21 protein-coding genes are annotated in these 20,174 nt (G+C 61.9%); 7 read left to right on the top strand and 14 right to left on the bottom strand.

The annotated features are described in order from the left end of the window. Window positions 1-11 precede the first annotated feature (11 nt). Together I6E39_RS07000 and I6E39_RS06995 are read left to right on the top strand one after the other, a co-directional pair. Complete coding sequence (locus I6E39_RS07000) at window positions 12-1,313, top strand: phenylacetate--CoA ligase family protein (RefSeq protein WP_235380891.1); 1,302 nt, start codon at window positions 12-14, stop codon at window positions 1,311-1,313. Window positions 1,314-1,326: 13 nt separating this feature from the next. Further along, on the top strand, window positions 1,327-1,761 hold the full coding sequence (locus I6E39_RS06995) for an acetolactate synthase (RefSeq protein WP_235380890.1): 435 nt from the start codon (window positions 1,327-1,329) through the stop codon (window positions 1,759-1,761). Between the two features lie 79 nt (window positions 1,762-1,840). On the opposite strand, the gene I6E39_RS06990 is transcribed toward I6E39_RS06995, so the two are convergent. The 3 genes from I6E39_RS06990 to I6E39_RS06980 form a co-directional block, all read right to left on the bottom strand. Beyond that, complete coding sequence (locus I6E39_RS06990; RefSeq protein ID WP_235380889.1) at window positions 1,841-2,776, bottom strand: LysR family transcriptional regulator; 936 nt, start codon at window positions 2,774-2,776, stop codon at window positions 1,841-1,843. Window positions 2,777-3,304: 528 nt separating this feature from the next. After that, on the bottom strand, window positions 3,305-3,763 hold the full coding sequence (locus I6E39_RS06985; protein ID WP_235380888.1) for an SseB family protein: 459 nt from the start codon (window positions 3,761-3,763) through the stop codon (window positions 3,305-3,307). A 225-nt stretch (window positions 3,764-3,988) separates the two neighbouring features. Next, on the bottom strand, window positions 3,989-5,524 hold the full coding sequence (locus tag I6E39_RS06980) for an oligosaccharide flippase family protein (protein ID WP_235380887.1): 1,536 nt from the start codon (window positions 5,522-5,524) through the stop codon (window positions 3,989-3,991). Between the two features lie 219 nt (window positions 5,525-5,743). On the opposite strand from I6E39_RS06980, the gene I6E39_RS06975 reads away from it, so the two are divergent. Both I6E39_RS06975 and I6E39_RS06970 read left to right on the top strand, forming a co-directional pair. Beyond that, complete coding sequence (locus I6E39_RS06975) at window positions 5,744-6,520, top strand: enoyl-CoA hydratase-related protein (RefSeq protein ID WP_235380886.1); 777 nt, start codon at window positions 5,744-5,746, stop codon at window positions 6,518-6,520. A 247-nt stretch (window positions 6,521-6,767) separates the two neighbouring features. After that, a complete protein-coding gene (locus I6E39_RS06970) occupies window positions 6,768-7,700 on the top strand; it encodes an AEC family transporter (protein ID WP_235380885.1) in 933 nt (310 codons plus the stop codon). A 157-nt stretch (window positions 7,701-7,857) separates the two neighbouring features. On the opposite strand, the gene rplL is transcribed toward I6E39_RS06970, so the two are convergent. The 7 genes from rplL to rpmG form a co-directional block, all read right to left on the bottom strand. Then, window positions 7,858-8,235 carry a 50S ribosomal protein L7/L12 gene (rplL, locus tag I6E39_RS06965; protein ID WP_235380884.1) on the bottom strand — a complete coding sequence of 126 codons (378 nt, stop codon included), beginning with the start codon at window positions 8,233-8,235 and terminating at the stop codon, window positions 7,858-7,860. 78 nt (window positions 8,236-8,313) lie between these two features. Then, complete coding sequence (rplJ, locus tag I6E39_RS06960) at window positions 8,314-8,859, bottom strand: 50S ribosomal protein L10 (protein WP_235380883.1); 546 nt, start codon at window positions 8,857-8,859, stop codon at window positions 8,314-8,316. A 379-nt stretch (window positions 8,860-9,238) separates the two neighbouring features. Beyond that, entirely contained in the window at window positions 9,239-9,931 is a 693-nt protein-coding gene (rplA, locus tag I6E39_RS06955) for a 50S ribosomal protein L1 (protein ID WP_235380882.1), read from the bottom strand. A 13-nt stretch (window positions 9,932-9,944) separates the two neighbouring features. Then, the gene (gene rplK / locus I6E39_RS06950; protein ID WP_087287566.1) at window positions 9,945-10,370 is read right to left on the bottom strand and encodes a 50S ribosomal protein L11; all 426 of its coding nucleotides are present in this window, start codon (window positions 10,368-10,370) and stop codon (window positions 9,945-9,947) included. A 270-nt stretch (window positions 10,371-10,640) separates the two neighbouring features. Beyond that, window positions 10,641-11,165, bottom strand: coding sequence for a transcription termination/antitermination protein NusG (gene nusG, locus I6E39_RS06945; RefSeq protein ID WP_235380881.1), 525 nt, complete (start codon window positions 11,163-11,165; stop codon window positions 10,641-10,643). A 5-nt stretch (window positions 11,166-11,170) separates the two neighbouring features. Next, window positions 11,171-11,458, bottom strand: coding sequence for a preprotein translocase subunit SecE (secE, locus tag I6E39_RS06940; protein ID WP_235380880.1), 288 nt, complete (start codon window positions 11,456-11,458; stop codon window positions 11,171-11,173). Window positions 11,459-11,492: 34 nt separating this feature from the next. Further along, entirely contained in the window at window positions 11,493-11,660 is a 168-nt protein-coding gene (rpmG, locus tag I6E39_RS06935) for a 50S ribosomal protein L33 (RefSeq protein ID WP_008980220.1), read from the bottom strand. Between the two features lie 530 nt (window positions 11,661-12,190). On the opposite strand from rpmG, the gene I6E39_RS06930 reads away from it, so the two are divergent. Further along, window positions 12,191-13,444, top strand: coding sequence for an HlyC/CorC family transporter (locus I6E39_RS06930; RefSeq protein WP_235380879.1), 1,254 nt, complete (start codon window positions 12,191-12,193; stop codon window positions 13,442-13,444). 115 nt (window positions 13,445-13,559) lie between these two features. Here the strand turns inward: I6E39_RS06930 and I6E39_RS06925 are convergent, their stop codons facing one another. Beyond that, window positions 13,560-14,117: a hypothetical protein gene (locus tag I6E39_RS06925; RefSeq protein ID WP_235380878.1), complete on the bottom strand. Its 558-nt coding sequence runs from the start codon at window positions 14,115-14,117 to the stop codon at window positions 13,560-13,562. Beyond that, window positions 14,114-14,674 (bottom strand): RNA polymerase sigma factor, encoded by a 561-nt coding sequence (locus I6E39_RS06920; protein WP_235380877.1) that lies wholly within the window; start codon window positions 14,672-14,674, stop codon window positions 14,114-14,116. Before I6E39_RS06920 ends, I6E39_RS06925 begins: the two co-directional genes overlap by 4 nt. A gap of 108 nt (window positions 14,675-14,782) precedes the next feature. Between I6E39_RS06920 and I6E39_RS06915 the strand changes: the two genes are divergently transcribed. Next, window positions 14,783-16,033 carry a M16 family metallopeptidase gene (locus I6E39_RS06915; RefSeq protein ID WP_235380876.1) on the top strand — a complete coding sequence of 417 codons (1,251 nt, stop codon included), beginning with the start codon at window positions 14,783-14,785 and terminating at the stop codon, window positions 16,031-16,033. A gap of 104 nt (window positions 16,034-16,137) precedes the next feature. Here I6E39_RS06915 and I6E39_RS06910 read toward each other — a convergent pair whose 3' ends face one another. Then, window positions 16,138-16,764: a flavin reductase gene (locus I6E39_RS06910; RefSeq protein ID WP_235380875.1), complete on the bottom strand. Its 627-nt coding sequence runs from the start codon at window positions 16,762-16,764 to the stop codon at window positions 16,138-16,140. A 204-nt stretch (window positions 16,765-16,968) separates the two neighbouring features. Continuing rightward, a complete protein-coding gene (gene thrS, locus I6E39_RS06905) occupies window positions 16,969-18,765 on the bottom strand; it encodes a threonine--tRNA ligase (RefSeq protein WP_235380874.1) in 1,797 nt (598 codons plus the stop codon). 534 nt (window positions 18,766-19,299) lie between these two features. Here thrS and I6E39_RS06900 point away from each other — a divergent pair. Continuing rightward, the gene (locus I6E39_RS06900) at window positions 19,300-20,100 is read left to right on the top strand and encodes a YlmH family RNA-binding protein (protein ID WP_235380873.1); all 801 of its coding nucleotides are present in this window, start codon (window positions 19,300-19,302) and stop codon (window positions 20,098-20,100) included. Window positions 20,101-20,174 lie beyond the last annotated feature (74 nt).

Genomic DNA, 20,174 nt, shown 5'->3' with positions numbered 1-20,174 from the left:
GAATGATCCCCATGGAAAGATATTACCAGCCCGAGATCGAGTGTGCCTCTCGGGAACAGATCAGAGCTTGGCAGGACGAGCGTCTGGTGGCTCAGGTCAAGCACGTCTGGGACAACGTCCCCTACTACCGCAAGAAGATGGAGGCCAAGGGCCTGACTCCCGACGACATCAAGGGCGTGGACGACCTGCACAAGCTGCCCTTCGTTACCAAGGCCGACCTGCGTGAGGCCTATCCCTACGGCCTGGTGGCCAAGCCCCTGAAGGACTGCGTCCGCATTCAGTCCACCTCCGGCACCACCGGCAAGCGGGTGGTTGCCTTCTATACCCAGCACGACATCGACCTGTGGGAGGACTGCTGCGCCCGGGCCATCACGGCCGTCGGCGGCACCAACGAGGATGTGTGCCAGGTGTCCTACGGCTACGGCCTGTTCACCGGCGGCCCCGGCCTCAACGGCGGCTCCCACAAGGTGGGCTGCCTGACCATCCCCACCTCCTCCGGCAACACCGAGCGGCAGATCATGTTCATCCGGGACCTGAACGCCACCATCCTGTGCTGCACCCCCTCCTATGCCGCCTACCTGGGCGAGACCATGAAGGAGATGGGCCTGACCCCCGACCAGATCCCCCTGAAGGCGGGTATCTTCGGCGCCGAGGCCTGGTCCGAGGAGATGCGCCAGGACATCCAGAACACCCTGGGCATCAAGGCCTATGACATCTACGGCCTGACCGAGCTGTCCGGCCCCGGCGTGTCCTTCGAGTGCTCCGCCCAGTCCGGCATGCACATCAACGAGGACCACTTCATTGCCGAGATCATCGACCCCGAGACCGGCGAGGTGCTGCCCGCCGGCTCCAAGGGCGAGCTGGTCTTCACCTCCATCACCAAGGAGGCATTCCCCCTGCTGCGCTACCGCACCCGGGACATCTGCCAGCTGGACTACACCCCCTGTTCCTGTGGCCGTACCCATGTGAAGATGTGCAAGCCCATGGGCCGCTCCGACGACATGCTCATCATCCGGGGCGTCAACGTGTTCCCCTCCCAGATCGAGACCGTCCTGCTCAACCACGGCTATCCCGCCAACTACCAGATCATCGTGGACCGGGTGCGGAACACCGACACCCTGGACGTCCAGGTGGAGATGACCCCCGAGATGTTCACCGACAATCTGGGCGAGATCAACCGCCGGCAGAAGGAGCTGGTGGACGGCCTGCGCTCCATGCTGGGTCTGGCCGCCAAGGTCACTCTGGTGGCCCCCAAGTCCATCGTCCGCAGCGAGGGCAAGGCGGTCCGTGTGATCGACAAGCGTAAGATTTAAGGAGGGAAAGAGCATGAGCATCAAGCAGATCTCCATCTTTCTGGAGAATAAGCCCGGCGCCCTGTACGCCATGACCGGAGTGCTGGCCCAGCACAACGTGGATATGCGGGCCCTGTCCCTGGCAGAGACCAAGGACTTCGGCATCGTCCGCCTCATTGTGGACAATGTGTACGAGGCCACCACCGTCCTCAAGGACGCGGGCTATGTCCACTCCGTCACCCCCGTCCTGGGCGTCGCCATCCCTGACACCCCCGGCGGTCTGAACAAGGTCCTCCAGGTCCTCACCAACGCCAAGGTTAACGTGGAGTATATGTACGCCTTCCTGGGCGGCAAGGACGTGGACCACGCCTACATGATCTTCCGTGTGGCGGACAACGCCGCCGCCTCCGCCGCTCTGGCTGCCCAGGGCATCCAGGTCGTGGAGCAGGAGGAGATCGAAAAGCTGTAAGGCCGCGGAGCTATCCGCGCCGTCAATACCTCGTCAGAATGAAACAGCGGGGCCGCCTTTGGGCGGCCCCGCTGTCTCTTTATATACAGGCGGTCCGGTCGAACCGGCTGTAGTATTCTTTGGTCAGGTCAATAAAGGTGCGGGCGGCGGGGGAGAGGAAGCCGTTTTTCTTGTATACCACCGCGATGGGGCAGGTGAGGGGAGGGTCCCCGATGGTGAAGCAGGCCAGCCGGTCCAGATAGGGGGTGCGGGCAATGCCGCTCTCCTGGAGGAAGGCGAAGCCCATGTTTTCCGCCGCCAGATTGATTGCGGTGGTGTTGTTGGTGGTGATGAGGATATTCTGGGGCTCCACGTTGAGGACGGAGAAGGTGTTGTGGAGCAGCTTGGACAGCCGCCAGTCGCTGGGCAGCATGATGATCCGCTCGTGCTCCAGCAGCCTCAGATCCTCAAAGCGCTTGGGGGCGTCATAGGTGCTCTGCTGTCCGCGGAGCAGGGGGTGGTCCCGGTGGCCGATGAGGAAGATGTGCTCCCGCATGACCAGCTCGTAGGCCAGCTCCGTCAGATCCCCGGGGATATGCATGATGCAGAAGTCGGTGACGCTGCCCTCGGCCAGCTGGGCCAGCTCCGGGACCGGGGCCTCGTGGAGAACCACCTGGACGTCCGGATAGTGCTGGGTAAAGGCGGGCAGCACGTCGGGCAGGAGCGTGGACCCACGCCAGGGGGATACCCCGATATGGAGGGTAGGCCGCTTCTTGTTCTGCAGGTCCCGAAGGTCGCTGACCAGCTGACGGTCCAGATAATCCTGCCGCTCCAGATAGGCGTAAAACACCTCTCCGGCGGGAGTCAGCTTCAGCGGGGTATGGGAGCGGTCCAGCAGTACAACACCAAGGCTGTTTTCCAGCTTGGCCAGGTATTGACTTAAATAGGGCTGGGACAGGTAGAGGCGCTCCGCAGCCTTGGAGATGCTGTGCTCCTTGACGATGGTCAGAAAATATTTCGGGTTTTTCACGAACATGGCAAGCAACTCCTTATAACAAATTGCTTATGTTCCAGATTATAACACAGATCCCCGGCGGAGGAAAGATAAAATAAAGCCCCGTCCGCGTGTATACGCACGGACGGGGCTGTCCGACGCGATGCCTGTCACGCCGGACCGTCTGGTGGTCAGAGAAAACGCCAATGTATAGATGGAAGAAAGCAGGGAGGATTGAGGAGGGAGGACGGCTTTCTCCAACCGAACATAGGTTAGCATAAGCTAACCAAAATGTCAAGAACTTTTCTGTATGTAAAAAATGGGGAAAGGAGAAAACGGTAAAGCTGTGCCCTGGCACCAACCTATTTCTCCCGGTCCGATGGCAGGTATGGTTCTGGAGCATTGGGATGGTTTATTGGGGGGTGTTGCCCGGGATCCATTCGCCCCATGGGTACGACGGACCTGAGTGGCTGGCACCAACTGAGCGTCTGGACGGGAGAATTGAAAACCCCATGAAAAAGTCCGGCGCGGGAACGTGAAAACGCTCCCACACCGGGCCTTTGATCCGAATTAGTTACCGGTCATCTGCCGCTTCCGCTCCACCAGATGCTCCACCATGGCCCGGTCAAAGGACAGGCAGGCCCCGAAGGGGTCCACCACAAACCCGGCGGCCCGGGTGTCCCGCACCACCATGGCGGCATAGTCGTCGAAAGTGAGGACCAGGGTCTGCTGGTTTTTGGGGCCGCACAGCTTACGCAGCTCCTCCCAGCTGGTGAAGGCAGGAAAGAAGGGCTGCCCCTCCTGGTTGGTGAGCAGCTGGAACTGGATCTGGGTCCCCTGGCCCAGCGCGGCCTCACCGGGGTCCTGCTCCTCCGGGGCCGGGGTAATGGTCACCGGGGCCAGGAACCGGGCCGTGGTGATGACCAGGTCCAGCACCGCCTCCCGGCTCTCCCGGCTGTTCTCCCGGCGCATCCGCTCCACCGCCGCCGTCAGCTCCGGGTTGGTAATGGGTCTGTTCACATCGTCCATAGATGGGGCCTCCTGTCGCGTTTTGCTATGCGCGAGAATAGTAAAATTCATGATGTGGCACTTCCCCGACCACTGTGGGACGACGGGAAATGATGCACAAAAGCTTCCTGCGCAACGAAATCTTCCGGTTCAGTGTGTTTGTATTGCGGATGAAGCTTTGTACCCATTGTACTACCGGGAGGAGCGGGAGACAAGAGGAATCTGCGGAGGAGGAGGGACGGCGTTCTACCACCGCACCCGCAAGACCGTCCGGAGGCGGATGCCCTGGGCGTGGAGGGCAGCCAGATACAGGATGGCGGCGAAGAGCAGACTGGACACAGCGGCGGGGAGAAGGGGGATTCCGGCCGCCTTCAGCTCCCGGAGCAACAGGTTGGTGGTGAGGGCGGCCAGCAGGGCGGACAGACCGGGGGCGATCAGCCAGGAAAAGAGGGGCGGCTTCAGACGGGTGTACCGGGCGGCCAGCCACAGACAGAGCCCCGCCTCCAGCAGGGCGGAGAGAAGGGACCCGGCCACATATCCAGCGATCCCCACGCCGGGCAGGGGGACCAGGACCAGGGTGCCCAGCAGCTGCACGCCGCCCCCCAGCAGAGAGACCACAGCCACGGCCTTCTGCCGGCCGATCCCGTTCAGCACCGAGCCCAGGACGGAGCAGAAGCAGCTCAGCGCCATGGTGAGGGAGAGGGGAATGAGGAACCGCCCCACGTCCTCCCGGCCAAAGAGCAGTGTGCCCAGGTCGGGGCCCAGTACCGCCATCAGGGACATGGAGGGCAGGGCCAGCACGGAGACGGCGGCTATGGCCCGGTCCGTCAGACGGCGGACCTCTCCGGGGCGGTCCAGGGCAGAGGCCCGGGCCAACCGGGGGACCAGGATCAGATTCAGAGCCCCCAGGAACACCGTGGGCAGGGCCAGCATGGGCAGCGTCATGCCGCACACCACCCCCAGCTGGGAGACGGCGGCGCTGCGGTCCATGCCCCCCTCCACCAGCTTCTGGGGGATCAGGGTAGCGTTGGCCGCTCCCATCAGATTGCCCAGCAGGGCGTTGGCACCCACGGGGAGGGCGATGGAGGCCAGCCGCCGGCAGCGGATGCGTCCGGGCTCTCCCGGACCGGCACATCCCCTGCGGCGGAGATGGACGCGGTACAGGACGGCCAGAGTAAGGGCGGAAAAGACCTCGCAGACCACCATGCCCGCCACGATGAGCCCCGCCGCCCGCTCCGGATACTGGGGAAGAAAGAGCAGCAAAAGCCCCAGTACGGCGGCGGCCCGGATCAGCTGCTCGGCCAGCTCCACCAGAGCGGGCGGGACCACCAGCCCCGCCCCGTAGAAATAGTGCTTGTGTACGTTTTCCACGCCGGTGAGGGCAACGCAGGGTACCAGGAGGATCAGTCCCAACTGGGTGCGGGCGTCCCCCAGCAGAGCCACGGAGATGGGGTCGGAGGCCAGAATGACCGCCGCGCCCAGGGGAAGGAGCAGGAGAAAGAAGGCGCGCAGGCAGGTGGACAGGGTCTGGGCCGCCGCCCGGCGGTTCCCCAGCGCCAGATATTGGGAGGTCAGGTTGGACACCACCGCGGTCAGTCCCACAGCGGTCAGGGACAACAGCACCGAGTACACCGGCATGAGCAGCTGGTACAGCCCCATGACCTCTGCCCCCACCAGACGGGACAGGGCCACCCGATAGCCAAAGCTCAGCACCTGAGACAGGACCCCCAGCACCGTGAGGAACAGGGCCCCTTTCCCGGCGGATAATGTCTGCTTGGACAAACCGATCCCCCCTTCGGGCTACTCTATTCCGGCGGCGGGAAAAACATGCCTGAAATCCGGCGGCGGGGCGGGACACGGGGCCGCGCCGTCAAATAGGAGCGGCTTGCAGAAAAGACATTGGCTGACAAGACTTGCGGCTTTGTACGTTACGCATTATAATAGAAAAGAACAAGAGCGAAATCCAAGCCGGTATTTCGATATTGAAGGAGGAGCTTACATATGGCTTTCGTAACACTGGAACAGAAGGGCCCCGTGGGGGTCATTACCATGAACCGCCCCGAGGCGCTCAACGCTCTCAACGACCAGGTGCTCCGGGACCTGGACGCGGTGCTGGATCAGGTGGAGGAGAATGAAGAGATCCTGGTAGCGGTCATCACCGGCGCGGGCCGGTCCTTTGTGGCCGGGGCCGACATCGGCCAGATGTCCACCCTCACCGCGGCGGAGGGCAAGAAGTTCGGCGCGCTGGGCAACCGGGTCTTCCTGAAGCTGGAGAACCTGTCCAAGCCCACCATCGCCGCCGTCAACGGCTTCGCCCTGGGCGGCGGCTGCGAGCTGTCCATGGCCTGCGACATCCGGGTGGCCAGCGAGAAGGCCAAGTTCGGCCAGCCCGAGGTGGGCCTGGGCATCACCCCCGGCTTCGGCGGCACCCAGCGGCTGCCCCGCATCGTGGGCACGGCCAACGCTATGGAACTGATCCTCACCGCCCAGACCATCAACGCCGCCCGGGCCCTGGAGATCGGCTTGGTCAGCCATGTCTACGCCCCCGAGGAGCTGATGGACAAGGCGATGGAGCTGGCCAATGCCATTGCCGCCAACGCCCAGGTGGCCGTCCGCCAGTCCAAGGCCGCCATCCGCCGGGGCCTCCAGACCGATATGACCACCGGCGCGGCCTATGAGAGCGAGGCCTTCGGTCTGTGCTTCGCCACCGAGGACCAGAAGGACGCCATGAAGGCTTTCCTGAACAAGGAAAAGGTCACCGCCTTCAAGAACCGCTGAGGGCGTTTATCCCTTGGCACAGGCTGCCGGTAAGAAAACAGAAGCCGGCGTGCCCTGTGGCCGTCGATTGTCCCCACCGCCTGCCGGAAACGGCAGGCGGTTTTATTTAGTCTGTCAGATGACAAAAGTATGATCCTTTGGTATAATGCTCCTACATTTCGACCGGTCTTATATTGAGGGAGAGGGTCGCTGGCCAAGAAGGAGGTCCTTCAGGTCCTCCGGCCCGAAATGAGGTGCAGAAAAGTCAATGTCTGTCTCTGTGTTATTCACCAATCTGGTGGGGCTGTTTTTGCTGATCGGGGTGGGCTTTCTGGCGGTGAAGGCCAAGGTGCTGAGCCCCTCGGCTGCGGGGCCGATGACGTCGCTGCTGATGAAGATCACGCTGCCCGCCACCATCATCTGCTCCATGCTGCGGCCCTTTGATCCCAGTTTCCTGCGGGATGCCGCGGTGATCTGCTGCCTGGGCGTCGTCCTGCATCTGGGATATATCGGGATCTGCGTGCTGCTGATCCGGCTGTTCCGGGTGCCCGAGGGAAGAAAAGGCATGTGGATGATGTGCTGCGCCTTCTGCAACAACGGATTTATGGGGTATCCCGTGGCTTACGCAGTCTTCGGCGAAGAGGGACTTGCCCTAGCGGCGATGCTGGGCATCCCCTTTAATGTGCTGGTCTATACCCTGGGGGCCAAGATGGTGGCTGCGGATAACAAGGACGGGGCAGGGGCACAGGTATCCTGGAAAAAAGTGATTTTCAGCATGATAAATCTGGCCATCGTGCTGAGCCTGTTCCTCTACTGTCTTCAGATCCCGGTGCCGGAGGCCATCCGCGGGCCCTTACAGCACCTGGCTAATGTGACGACTCCGCTGTCCATGATGATAACGGGAATGAATCTGGCGAAGAGCCGGATACGGGACATGGTCTGTGACCGGGATGCGATTACCGCCACCGCGACCCGGCTGCTCATCCTGCCGCTGCTGACCGGGGCGGTGCTGGCTCTGCTGCCGATCTCCAACCCCTTGGTGGTTGGCGTGGCATTGGTCATCATGGCGATGCCCAGCGCCGCGGCCTCTGTGGTGATGGGCGAGCAGTACGGCGGCTGTACTCAATTGGGAGCCCGGGCGGTGTGTCTGTCCAGCCTGCTGTGTGTCGTCACCATTCCCCTGATCGGACTGCTGCTGTGAAAACTGTCGGGGGCGGAATCAGAGCATAAAAACTGCCTGCCGCCGGATAGCGTCCTATGGGACGGCTTCCGGCGGCAGGCTCTTTCCATATCTGCAAAAAACCGGCCCGAGGCACTGCCTCGGGCCGGTTTATCATTGCTTTTGAGGGAAGCGGAAATTACTTCAGCTCGACCTTGGCGCCGGCCTCTTCCAGCTTCTTCTTCAGCTCCTCGGCCTCGTCCTTGGACACGGCCTCCTTCAGGGTCTTGGGAGCGCCCTCGACAGCAGCCTTGGCCTCGGCCAGGCCCAGACCGGTGATCTCGCGGACGGCCTTGATGACCTTGATCTTGGCAGCGGCGTCGAAGCCAGCCAGGACCACGTCAAACTCGGTCTTCTCCTCGACAGCCTCAGCAGCAGCGCCGCCGGCGGCGGGGGCGGCCATAGCGGCGGCGGACACGCCGAACTCCTCCTCCAGAGCCTTAACCAGCTCGGACAGCTCCAGAACAGTCAGAGCCTTCACTTCCTCAATGAGAGCGGTAATCTTCTCACTAGCCATGATGAAATACCTCCTAAATAATGGTTTTTTTAAAATTAAAAATTTGTTTTGCTCCTGATGGGAGCGGAATGCCGGGACTTACTCGGCAGCGGGGGCTTCGGCGGCAGGAGCCTCCTCGGCGGCGGGCTCGCCGTTCTTCTCGGCGATGGCCTTCAGGACGATAGCCAGGCTGGTAATGGGAGCCAGCATCATGCCCAGAGCCTGGGCCTGCAGGACGTCCTTGGAGGGCAGCTCGGCCAGAGCCATGATCTCGTCCAGGGACAGGACCTTGCCGTCCATAAAGCCGCCCTTGATGGTGAACTTACCGTTCAGCTGCTTGGCAAACTTGTTGACCACACGCATGGGGGCGATGGGATCGCCGGCGCTGGTGGCCAGAGAAGTGGTGCCGTTCAGCACATCATCCAGCTCGTTCAGACCCACGTTGTTCATAGCGAAGCGGACCAGGGTGTTCTTCACCACGCCGTACTGGACGTCGTTCTGACGCAGCTCGACACGCAGAGCGGTGTCCTCGGCCACGGTGATTCCCTTGTAGTCCACCAGCACGCCGCTGGCAGCATTCTGCAGCTGCTCAGTCAGAGCGGCAACGATGGCCTGCTTCTCGGAAAGAACCTTTGCGTTAGGCATTTTTGGATTCACCTCCAGAAAAGATTGGGTTTTACTGCTTGTGCGCAACAAAAAAATCCTCCGCGTCAACAGACAGGAGGACAGTACAATCAAAAGTATTCTTTTGAAAGCACTCTCGGCAGGACTTACTTCCGGCGGACCGGAAACCTGCTGTCTTTGAACGCAAGCGGTATTTTATCACCCCGGACAGGTTTTGTCAAGCAAAACCTGTCCGGGAACGATAAACAAAATAGATCAGGCGTTTTTGTCACGCCTTGGTTCCCTCGCGGGCGGGGGTGATAACTCCGACGACTTCGGGCAAACTCGGACCGGCTGCGCCGCTCCCGGGCTTTGCCCTGCGCTCTGTCGTTATGCCCCCTGCTCGGGAATTCGGCGCTTCTTAGGCCAGCTTGGCGCCGTTGATCTTGACGCCGGGGCCCATGGTGGACACCACGGTGCAGCTCTTGATATACTGGCCCTTAGCGGCGGCGGGCTTGGCCTTGATGATAGCGCCCATGATGGCGTTGAAGTTCTCGGTCAGCTTCTCGACGCCGAAGGAAGCCTTGCCGATGGGGCAGTGGATGATGTTGGTCTTGTCCAGACGGTACTCCACCTTACCGGCCTTGATCTCGTTGACGGCCTTGGTCACGTCCATGGTGACGGTGCCGGCCTTGGGGGAGGGCATCAGGCCCTTGGGGCCCAGCACCTTACCCAGACGGCCCACAACGCCCATCATGTCGGGGGTAGCAACGACCACGTCGAAGTCGAACCAGTTTTCCTTCTGGATCTTCTCCACCAGGTCCATATCGCCCACGTAGTCGGCGCCGGCGGCACGGGCCTCGTCAGCCTTGGCGGCCTTGGCGAAGACCAGCACGCGCTGGGTCTTGCCGGTGCCGTGGGGCAGCACGATGGCGCCGCGGACCTGCTGGTCAGCGTGACGGGAGTCAACGCCCAGCTTGACGTGGAGCTCGACGGTCTCGTCGAACTTGGCGGTGGCGGTCTCCACCACCAGCTTCATAGCGTCAGCAGTATCGTACAGGGTGTTCCGGTCGATCTTCTTGGCGCTCTCCTGATATTTCTTACCTCTAAACATTCTTGCACCCTCCTTACTCGCCCACGACGACGCCCATGGAGCGGGCAGTACCGGCGATCATGCTCATCGCGGCCTCGATGCTGGCGGCGTTCAGGTCGGGCATCTTGGTCTCGGCGATCTTGCGGACATCTTCCTTGCTGATGGTGGCCACCTTGGTCTTGTTGGGCACACCGGAGCCGGACTCGATGTTGCAGGCCTTCTTGATGAGGACGGCGGCAGGGGGGGTCTTGGTCACGAAGGTGAAGGAGCGGTCGGCGTACACGGTGATGATGACGGGGATGATCATGCCCACGTCGTTCTTGGTGCGCTCATTGAACTCCTTGGTGAAAGCGGCAATGTTCACGCCGTGCTGGCCCAGAGCGGGACCAACAGGGGGGGCGGGAGTCGCCTTGCCGGCGGGGATCTGAAGTTTTACATATCCAGTTACTTTCTGTGCCACGAAAGAGCACCTCCATTAGAAAAATGTGGTTGTTTGGCGGAGCCTCTGCGGCTCCTCCCACGGAGCGGCTTGTGCCGCATAGGATTTGTTGTTTGGTTTCGGCAGCCCGTCTGCCCACGGCAGAGCGGGCGCTTCTTGTTGTCACGCCTCGCCTGTTCGCGACGCTCCCCTTCCCGCCGACTCGGAACACAAACAGCCCCGCTTCGCGGTTCTTGGTTTGTATTCCTCGCTCCGGTCCAGGGTCGCTGCTCACGACGGCTCGGACGCTTCTTATTCGTTGGCGGGTTCCACCTGGTCCAGCTCCAACTCCACGGGGGTCTCGCGTCCAAACATGGACACCACCACGCGGACCTTGCTGCGCTCCAGGTCGATCTCCTCCACGGTGCCCAGGAAGGACTCCAGCGCGCCGTCGGTGATCCGGACGGTGTCGCCCTCCTGGTAGCTGACCACGACCTCGCGCTTTTCCACGCCCAGGGCGGCCACGTCGGCATCGGACAGGGGGATGGGCTTGTTGCCCTCGCCCAGGAAGCCGGTGACGCCGCGGATATTGCGGACCACATGCCAGGTCTCGTCATTCATGATCATCTTGACCAGAACATAGCCCGGGAACACCTTGCGTTCCACTTCCTTGGGGCCGTTGTCCGTGATCTCGGTGACGGTCTCCAGGGGAATGCTGATCTCGTGGATCAGGTCCCGCATGTTGCGGTTTTCGACATACTTTTCGATGGTGGCCTTCACCGTATTCTCATAGCCGGAATAGGTGTGTACCACATACCAATTCGCATTGTCCGCCATTTCGCTTACCTCAGGAGAGTGAGGAGGACGTCGATGGCGCCGCCGGCGATAAAGTCAAAGACCCAGATAAAAACGCCGACCACAATGACGCAGGCGATGACGATCAGGGTATTGTTGACAGTCTGCTTGCGGGTGGGCCACTGGACCTTCTTCAGCTCGCTCTTCATTTCCTTGAGCCACTTTCCGACACGGGCGAAGAGACCGGGCTTGGCGTTCTTCTTGTCCTTTTTGGCCTTATCGGCCTTGTCGGAGCTGGCCTGGGCGGCCTGCTCCAGCTTTTCGTTCTCAGCCATTGTTACCCTTCTTTCCTTTCAGCCTTGGGACGAATTACTTCGTCTCATTGTGGACAGTGTGCTTTCTGCAGAAGGGGCAGTACTTGTTCAGCTCCAGGCGGTCGGGGGTATTCTTCTTGTTCTTCATGGTGTTGTAGTTTCTCTGCTTGCACTCAGAGCACCGCAGGGTGATCTTGATGCGCGCGCCGGCCTTACTTGCCATTTGTTCGGCACCTCCTTTTAATGTGGCAGCCTCCCCGGTGGGGGGGACGCTGAGTTAGTTGAGCCATTTGCGGACGCCGCCAGAAAAGCAAAACGCCGGACCCGGCCCATACAGCCGGATCCAGCGACAGAAAGACGCAATAACAGCGTCGGCGCTACGGTGGGACCCGGCAAATTGCCTCCCTGCGTCCGCAATGCGGAGGAAGGGGTTCCTGCGTCATACACCGTAAAAATGCGCACGAAAAAAAGCCCCTTTCACAGGTAGAATCACTGTACCACAATCCCCACGGCGCAGTCAAGATATTTTTTATATTTTTTCGCAAAAAATTTGCAAAATGAGGCGGAAACCGCAAACACTCCGAATGCGCTTGAGCGAGGCCGGGGGAAATCCGTTGCAATCCCGACTTTGGTATGATATACTCAGGCTGGCAAAAAGCCTGTTTTGCCGGTCGGAGCAGCTTTCAGGACATAAAATGGACTGAAAGCGGTTGAACCGAAATTTTTCAAGAAAGCAGAGTTGATCTTTCCAACATGGAACTTGACAGTGCCAGTATAGGCATGCTGGTCACACTGGTGGTCCTGGTGGCCATGTCCGCCTACTTTTCCGCCACCGAAACCGCCTTCACTTCCCTGAACCGCATCCGTCTGCGAACCAAGGCGGACAACGGCAGCCTCCGGGCTGCTAAGACCCTGGAACTGGCGGAGGAGTATGACAAGCTGTTGTCCACCATCCTCATCGGCAACAATATTGTCAACATCACCGCCACCACTGTGGCCACGGTACTGTGTACCAAGTGGTTCCGGCAGTATGGTCCCACGGTGTCCACTGTAGCGCTGACCGTCATCATCCTCATCTTCGGGGAGATCACCCCCAAGAGCCTGGCCAAGGAGATGCCGGAGCGCTGCGCCATGTTCGCCTATCCCCTGCTGAAGCTGCTGATGGTGGTGCTGACCCCCATGAACTTCCTGTTTACCCAGTGGAAGCGGCTGCTGGGCCGGGTGTTCCGCAGCGGCGGGGACGACGGCATCACCGAGGAAGAACTGGTGGGCATGGTGGACCAGGCGGAGACCGAGGGCGGTCTGGACGAGCACGAGAGCGACCTGATCCGCAACGCCATTGAGTTCAACGATCTGGAGGTGTCCGAGATCCTGACCCCCCGGGTAGACCTGGTGGCCGCCGAGGAGGACAGCACCATGGAGGAGGTGGCCGCCCTTTTTGCCGAAAGCGGCTACTCCCGCATCCCCATCTACCACGAGACCATCGACAACATCGTGGGCGTGGTCCACGAGAAGGACTTTTACGCCGCCCGCTACCGGGGGGAGACCATGGTGTCCAACATCAAGGCTCCCGTGTTTTATACCACGGGCAACACCAAGATCTCCGAGCTGCTGCGCATCCTCCAGAAGAACAAGGCCCATATGGCCGTGGTGGTGGACGAGTATGGCGGCACCGAGGGCATCGCTACTCTGGAAGACATTGTGGAGGAACTGGTGGGCGAGATTTGGGATGAGCACGACGAGGTCATCGAGAATTTCCAGAAGCAGCCTGATGGCAGCTACCTCATCGCCTGCTCCGCCGACCTGGACGACATGTATGACCTGTTCCAGGTCAAGGGTACCTGCGACGCGGCCACCGTCTCCGGCTGGGTCATGGAGCAGGTGGGCCGGGTCCCCGAGGTGGGGGACCACTTCCAGGCCGAGGGTCTGGACGTCACCGTCACCAAGGTGGAGCACCGCCGGGTGCTGGAGATCAAGGTACGGGTCATGGAAGAAGAATCCAAATAAGCCAAGCGAAAACAAGGCGGCCGGTCTCTGGGGACCGGCCGCCTTGCGTATGTCGAGGGAACCTGCTGGCCTCAGGCCTTGCAGAGACACGGCTTGCCGTATCCGCTCCGCCTGGTCACGGCTGTACCGCCTCCGCCACAGCGTAGCCGCCGTCAGGCAGCTGGACATACAGCCTGCCGTCGGGGCCTTCAAACAGGGCGCAGCCCACATATTCCTCTGCATCGGTGGCGGGGTAGGGGGTGTCGGGATAGAGCCCGGACAGGGCCTCCAGCGCCTGGGCGTCCTCTGGCAGGTCGTCCCTGACTTCTCCGGTCAGGCGGTACTCGCCCCCGGCGGTAAAGATGGAAGCGCTGCGGGTAATATCTGCCGCTCCGGGTTCGGCTGCGGAGGCGGAGCTGGCACTGCCGCCGCTGGCGGCGTCCCAGGAGCCGCCGGGATAGGGTTCGGAAGCGCCGGCGGAAGCGGCGGGCGCGGCGCTGTTGCTGTTGCCGGACGTTACGGGCAAGTGGGTGGCTCCGTAGCCCAGGGCGGCCACCAGAGCCAGGCAGGCGGCCAGAGCGCCCCACTGTTTCTGCCAGACGGAAGCGGGACGGCGGCGGACAGGGGCCTCCGCCTCCCGGATCAGGTCGTCGTCGATGAGCCCCATGGCCTCCAATAAGTATTCCGCTGTCATACCGCGATCCCCTCCTTTTCCAGCGCCAGTTTCAGCTTTTGCCGGGTGCGGTGGAGCCGGGACTTGACCTGGCTCTCCGTCAGCCCGAAGCGTTCCGTCAGGGCGGCGATGGACTCCAAATGGAAATACCGCCGGATGAAGAGCCTCCGGTCCAGCTCGGGCTGGGCCCGGAGGAAGGCGGAGATGAGGGCGGCCGTCTCACTGGCCTCCAGTTCCTCGTCGGGGCGGCGGTGGTCGGGCAGACAGCCCTCCAGTTCGTGGAGGGCCACCTCCACCTGGCTGCCGCCCCGCTTGGCCGCCCGCTCCTTCCGCCAGCGGTCCAGAGACAGGTTTCGGGTCAGCTTGCCGAAAAAGGCGGACAGGATATTGGGCCGCTGGGGCGGCATGGCGTTCCAGGCCCGGAACCAGGTGTCGTTGACGCACTCCTCCGCGTCCTCCGCCCGGTCCAGAATGCCCCGGGCGATGGAGCGGCAGTAGGGGCCGTATTTGGCCTCGCTCTCCGCAATGGCCTGCTGGGACCGGGCCCAGTACAGCTCAATGATCTTGTGGTCTTCCATGGCGGTCCTCCTCGCTGTAAAAATGGCGGGGCCCTGTTGTCCGGACCCGTGGACGGACGGTGGGTTTTGTGTTATACTGCATGGGACTTCATTCGACAGGAGGTCCCCATGTATCAGGAGATCAAGCTGCCCAACGGCGCCCGTCTGTTGACGGAGGAGGTACCCGGCGCCCGTTCCGCCGCGTTGGGCTTTTTTGTAGGGGTCGGTTCCCGGCACGAGCAGGCCGGAGAGAACGGAGCCGCCCATTTTATCGAGCATATGCTCTTCAAGGGCACCGGGCGGCGCTCCACCGCCCAGCTGGCCCGGGATATGGACGCCATCGGCGGCCAGATCAACGCCTATACCACCAAGGAGCACACCTGCTTCTACGCCCGGAGCCTGGACGACCATCTGGACCGGAGCCTGGATATTTTAAGCGATATGCTCTTCCACTCCCGGTTCGCTCAAGAGGATGTGGAGACGGAGCGGGGCGTCATCCTGGAGGAGATCGGCATGTACGAGGACACCCCAGAGGACCTGGTGGCCGAGCGGCTGTCCGCTGCCGTCTACAAGGGAACGTCCCTGGCCCGGCCCATCCTGGGCACCCAGGCCACCCTGGAGGGGATGACCGGGGAGTGGCTGGCCCAGTGGCAGCGGCGGCACTACCGGGCCGGCGCAGTGGTGGCCGCCCTGGCGGGCAGCTTTTCCCAGCGGCAGGTGGAGGCGCTGAAGGACTGCCTGGCCGCCCTGGAGCCCGGCGGGGCCCCGGTCCAGAAGCCCGTCTCCTACCGCCCCGCCGTCACCACCCGGAAGAAGGCCATTGAGCAGAACCACCTGATCCTGGCCTGCCCCGCCCTGTCCTATCTGGACGAGCGGCGGCCTCAGCTGCTGCTGCTCAACTCCCTGCTGGGGGGCGGCTGCTCCTCCCGGCTGTTTCAGGAGGTCCGGGAGAAGCGGGGGCTGTGCTATACCGTGTACTCCTATGTTTCCGACCAGGCGGACACTGGATTTTTAGGGGTGTACACCGCCGTCAACAAGGAGCAGGAGGGTCAGGCCCTGGACACCGTCCGGCGGGTGGTGTCCGAACTGGCTGACCACGGCCCCACCCAGGAGGAGCTGGACCGGGTCCGGGAACAGGCCAAGGCCAACCTGCTTATGGGTTCGGAATCCGTCCAGACCCGGATGAGCCACCTGGGCTCCTCGGCTCTGCTGTACGGCCGGGTCCGGGAGTTGGACGAGATCCTGGGGCTCTATGACGCCGTCACCCGGGAGCAGCTGCGGGACCTGGCGGGGGAGATCTTTCAGATGGACCGGGCCTCCCTGTCCGCCGTGGGCCGGGTGGGAAGCGCCCAGAGCTACGCCCGGTGGCTGGGCCGGTAAGGTATCTCTATTTTAGCCCCTTCCCCGAGAGAAGACAAGTTACGTCTGTCAGGACGAAAAACATGGCCGGAGGTTGCGCCTCCGGCCATGTTTTTTAGAAAGATTTACGCCAGGGGCTCAAAGTCCGAGGCGGGGTGCTTACACAAGGGGCAGATAAAGTCGTCGGGCAGGAAGTCGCCTTCGTAGACATAGCCGCAGACGGTGCACACCCAGCGCTTTTTGGCGGCGGGAGCGGCGCCAGCCGCCTGGGGCTTGGGCTTGATATTGGCCTGATAATAAGCGTAGGTGACGCTGGGCACGTTGGACAGCACGTCGCCGTCCACCACGTCGGCCAGGAACAGGGTGTGGGTACCCAGGTCCAGCGTGGACACCACTTTGCAGGAGAGCCAGGCGGAGGTCCCCTGGGTCACCCGGAGGATCCCGTTTTCTCCCCGGGCGGTGTGCTGCTGGAATCCCTCAAATTTGTCCGTGTCCCGGCCGGACTGGAAGCCAAAGCGCTGGAACAGGGCGAAATCCGCCTGCTCAGACAGAATGGACAGGGTGAACTGGCCGGTAGCCAGCACCATGTCGTGGGTGTAGTTGCTCTTGTTGACGGTGATGGTGATGCGGTTAGGCGTGGTGGTCACCTGGGCGGCGGTGTTGATGATGCAGCCGTTGTCCTTCTCTCCCTGACGGGCGGTGAGGACGAACAGGCCGTAGCTCAGAGCGTACATGGCTTTCGGGTTTTTCATGGCGATCCTCCTATTCTTTGCGGTGGTTGGCGCGGAGCGGGTTTCTTGTGGCCAAGTATACCACAGGAAAAGCGAAAAGTCCAGACTAAATAGGAATTATTCTTATTTATTTTTCGGTCAGGGACAGTAGTTTGGCCGGAGACGGATAAAAAAACCGCCGGAAGAGCTTCCGGCGGTTTTTGGAATGGAGATTCTGGGTGGGGATCACTTCTTAGCCTTGGAATCCACCACGTCCTTCAGCAAGGCGGTGAAATCGTCCATAGACATGGCGCCCAAGTCGCCGTCGGCGCGGTGGCGGGGAGAGACGGTACCGTTCTCCATGTCCCGGTCGCCCACGACCACCATGTAGGGGATCTTCTCCAACTGGGCTTCCCGGATCTTCTTGCCGATCTTCTCGTTTCGGTAATCCACCTCCACACGGTAGCCCAGGTCGGACAGCTTTTTGGCCTGCTCCGCACAGTAGTCGGCGGCGCGGTCGGTGACGGGGAGGAAGCGGACCTGTTCGGGGGCCATCCAGGTGGGAAGGGCGCCGGCGTACTCCTCAATGAGGTAGGCCAGGGTCCGCTCATAGCAGCCCAGAGAGGTACGGTGGATGATATAGGGCAACTTCTTCTCGCCGTTCTCGTCGATATAGTACATGCCGAACCGCTGGGCCAACAGCATATCGATTTGAATGGTGACCAGAGTGTCCTCCTTGCCGTAGACGTTCCGGTACTGGATGTCCAGCTTGGGTCCATAGAAAGCGGCTTCGTCGATCCCGATGGTATACTCCACGTTCAGATCGTCCAGAATTTGGGCCATGACCCGCTGGGCCTCTTCCCACTGCTCGGCAGTCCCCTCATATTTGTTGTTGGGGTTGGCGGGGTCCCACTGGGAGAACCGGAAGGTACACTTGTCCAGCAGACCCACGGTGCCCAGGCAGTACTTGGCCAGATCCAGACAGCCCTTGAATTCCTCCTCCAGCTGGTCGGGGCGCAGGACCAGATGGCCCTCAGAGATGGTGAACTGGCGGACGCGGATGAGGCCGTGCATCTCGCCGGAGTCCTCGTTGCGGAACAGGGTAGAGGTCTCACCCAACCGCATGGGCAGGTCACGGTAGGACCGCTGGCGGTTCAGATAGACCTGGTACTGGAAGGGGCAGGTCATGGGCCGGAGGGCAAAACACTCCTTCTCCTCGTCATAGGGATCGCCCAGGATAAACATGCCGTCCAGATAGTGGTCCCAGTGGCCGGAGATGCGGTACAGGTCCCGCTTGGCCATCAGGGGGGTCTTGGTCAGCAGATAGCCCCGCTTCTGCTCGGTGTCCTCCACCCAGCGCTGGAGGGTCTGGATGACGCGGGAGCCCTTGGGCAGGATGATGGGCAGGCCCTGGCCGATGGAGTCCACGGTGGTGAAATACTCCAGCTCGCGGCCCAGCTTGTTGTGGTCCCGCTTGAGCGCCTCGGCCTGCTTGGCCAGATAGGCGTCCAGCTCGTCCTTCTTAGGGAAGGCGATGCCGTAGATGCGCTGGAGCTGCTTGCGGGAGGAATCCCCCCGCCAGTAGGCGGCATTGCAGGCGGTCAGCTTGATGCCGTTGCCCTTGATGCGGCCGGTGGAGTCCAGGTGGGGGCCGGCGCACAGGTCGGTAAAGTCGCCCTGCTTGTAGAAAGAGATGACCGCGTCCTCGGGCAGGTCGTGGATAAGCTCCACCTTGTAGGGCTCGCCTTTCTCCTCCATAAACTTCAAAGCTTCCTCCCGGGGCAGCTCGAACCGCTCCAGCTTCAGCTTTTCCTTACAGATCTTCCGCATCTCGGCCTCGATCTTCTCCAGGTCCTCGGCGGTGAAGGCCTCTTCGCTGTCCAGGTCGTAATAGAAGCCGTTGTCAATGCTGGGGCCGATGGCCAGCTTGGTCTCCGGCCACAGACGCTTCACGGCCTGGGCCAGCACGTGGGAGCAGGTGTGCCAGTAGGTCCGGCGGTACTCTTCGTTCTCAAAGGTATACTGGTTGTTTTCTTCGGACATTTTATAATCCTCCATTCCGCCGCTGTACGCGGCACAAATAAAATGATTTTCCCCCCGGCGAAATGGGGGATTTTCGCCATCATCGCCGGTTGCCGCGTCAGCGGCGAGGCGATGGGCAATTCGGATATCGTGGGAACATCACACGATATCCTCCTTGTATTGAGGGGTGAAAAAGAAAAATCTCACCCCTGATCTCATCAGGGGTGAGATACGAACAATCGTATTCCACGGTTCCACCCTGCTTACGGCCTGTGGCCGTCGCTCGTGTCCTCTGTAACGGGAGGGTCCCGTCCCGGTCATCCCGGGCGGCTCTGGAGTGGTACGGCCGCTTTCCCCGCGGGACGCTCCCACCAAACGCGTCCCTCTCTGGGCGGTTCCAACGGTTTCTTCTCCGTCAACGCCGATTTCACGCCTGACACTATATCACCCCGGTCCAAAATTGTCAAGGGAGGCGCCGGGACTTTCCACGCTTTTGATTGACAAAGGTCCACCGCTCCGCCTATACTGGATACCAATAAAAAGGGGGGCGAGGCCGTGACTAAAAAGGAACTGCTGGACCGCTGCGCCCACAGCGAGGAGGAACGGGTGCTGCTGGCCCGGGTGCTGGACAAGCTGGAGCTGGCCCAAAGCCGGGGCGTCCCCGCCCATACTCCCTTCCTGTCCCCTGGGGAGAGGGCATCGGTGACCGATCTGCTCAACGCCTGGGGCCGGCCCCGGCACCTGTTCTGGGGCGGCTGTGAGGGGGCGGAGCGGACCGTCTGCGCCTTTTTGCCCGACTGGCAGGAGGCGGAGGAGCTTCTCGCCGATCCGGAAGGGCCCCTCGCCGCCGTGGAGGGAGAGTTTCCAAAGAACGCCGCCCCGGGTCACCGGGACATTTTGGGTTCCCTCATGGGTCTGGGGCTTGCCCGGGAGAAGCTGGGGGATATCCTTCTGCCCGAAGAGGGCAGGTGCCAGGTGGTGGTCCTCCGGGAGGCGGCGCCTATCCTCCTGTCCCAGTGGGAGGGAGCGGGACGCTGGAAGGTGAAGCTGCGGGAGATTCCCCTGTCCGACCTGGCCCCCAGACCCGCCCAGGTGAAGACGATTCGGGACACGGTGGCCGCCCCAAGGCTGGACGCGGTGCTGGCTGCCGGGTTCTCTCTGTCCCGGTCCAAGGCGGCGGCCTATATCTCCGCCGGCAAGGTGGCGGTCAACCACCGGGACTGCCTGAAAGGGGACAAGCAGGTGGAGGAGGGGGACGTGCTCACCTGCCGGGGTCTGGGCAAGTGCGTGGTGAAAGAGGTCCCCGGCCAGTCCAGAAAGGGCCGCACCATGCTGGTGCTGGAGCGGTATGTATAGGGAAGCGGCTTTGGTAAATGCCGCCTTTGGACACCGCCGCCCGTCCTCGGATATATGGGAGATCGCACCGGATC

It is taken from the genome of Pseudoflavonifractor phocaeensis (assembly GCF_021531375.1).
Classification (GTDB): domain Bacteria; phylum Bacillota; class Clostridia; order Oscillospirales; family Oscillospiraceae; genus Lawsonibacter; species Lawsonibacter phocaeensis_B.
Note: the sequence above shows the minus strand (reverse complement) of the source record. Positions and strands in the feature narration are given on the sequence as shown.

Excerpts from the sequence above, each read along its gene's own strand:
- I6E39_RS07000 (WP_235380891.1), top strand. The coding sequence starts at position 12 with ATGGAAAGATATTACCAGCCCGAGATCGAGTGTGCCTCTCGGGAACAG.
- I6E39_RS06995 (WP_235380890.1), top strand. The coding sequence starts at position 1,327 with ATGAGCATCAAGCAGATCTCCATCTTTCTGGAGAATAAGCCCGGCGCC.
- I6E39_RS06990 (WP_235380889.1), bottom strand. The coding sequence starts at position 2,776 with ATGTTCGTGAAAAACCCGAAATATTTTCTGACCATCGTCAAGGAGCAC.
- I6E39_RS06985 (WP_235380888.1), bottom strand. The coding sequence starts at position 3,763 with ATGGACGATGTGAACAGACCCATTACCAACCCGGAGCTGACGGCGGCG.
- I6E39_RS06975 (WP_235380886.1), top strand. The coding sequence starts at position 5,744 with ATGGCTTTCGTAACACTGGAACAGAAGGGCCCCGTGGGGGTCATTACC.
- I6E39_RS06970 (WP_235380885.1), top strand. The coding sequence starts at position 6,768 with ATGTCTGTCTCTGTGTTATTCACCAATCTGGTGGGGCTGTTTTTGCTG.
- rplL (WP_235380884.1), bottom strand. The coding sequence starts at position 8,235 with ATGGCTAGTGAGAAGATTACCGCTCTCATTGAGGAAGTGAAGGCTCTG.
- rplJ (WP_235380883.1), bottom strand. The coding sequence starts at position 8,859 with ATGCCTAACGCAAAGGTTCTTTCCGAGAAGCAGGCCATCGTTGCCGCT.
- rplA (WP_235380882.1), bottom strand. The coding sequence starts at position 9,931 with ATGTTTAGAGGTAAGAAATATCAGGAGAGCGCCAAGAAGATCGACCGG.
- nusG (WP_235380881.1), bottom strand. The coding sequence starts at position 11,165 with ATGGCGGACAATGCGAATTGGTATGTGGTACACACCTATTCCGGCTAT.
- secE (WP_235380880.1), bottom strand. The coding sequence starts at position 11,458 with ATGGCTGAGAACGAAAAGCTGGAGCAGGCCGCCCAGGCCAGCTCCGAC.
- rpmG (WP_008980220.1), bottom strand. The coding sequence starts at position 11,660 with ATGGCAAGTAAGGCCGGCGCGCGCATCAAGATCACCCTGCGGTGCTCT.
- I6E39_RS06930 (WP_235380879.1), top strand. The coding sequence starts at position 12,191 with ATGGAACTTGACAGTGCCAGTATAGGCATGCTGGTCACACTGGTGGTC.
- I6E39_RS06925 (WP_235380878.1), bottom strand. The coding sequence starts at position 14,117 with ATGACAGCGGAATACTTATTGGAGGCCATGGGGCTCATCGACGACGAC.
- I6E39_RS06920 (WP_235380877.1), bottom strand. The coding sequence starts at position 14,674 with ATGGAAGACCACAAGATCATTGAGCTGTACTGGGCCCGGTCCCAGCAG.
- I6E39_RS06915 (WP_235380876.1), top strand. The coding sequence starts at position 14,783 with ATGTATCAGGAGATCAAGCTGCCCAACGGCGCCCGTCTGTTGACGGAG.
- I6E39_RS06910 (WP_235380875.1), bottom strand. The coding sequence starts at position 16,764 with ATGAAAAACCCGAAAGCCATGTACGCTCTGAGCTACGGCCTGTTCGTC.
- thrS (WP_235380874.1), bottom strand. The coding sequence starts at position 18,765 with ATGTCCGAAGAAAACAACCAGTATACCTTTGAGAACGAAGAGTACCGC.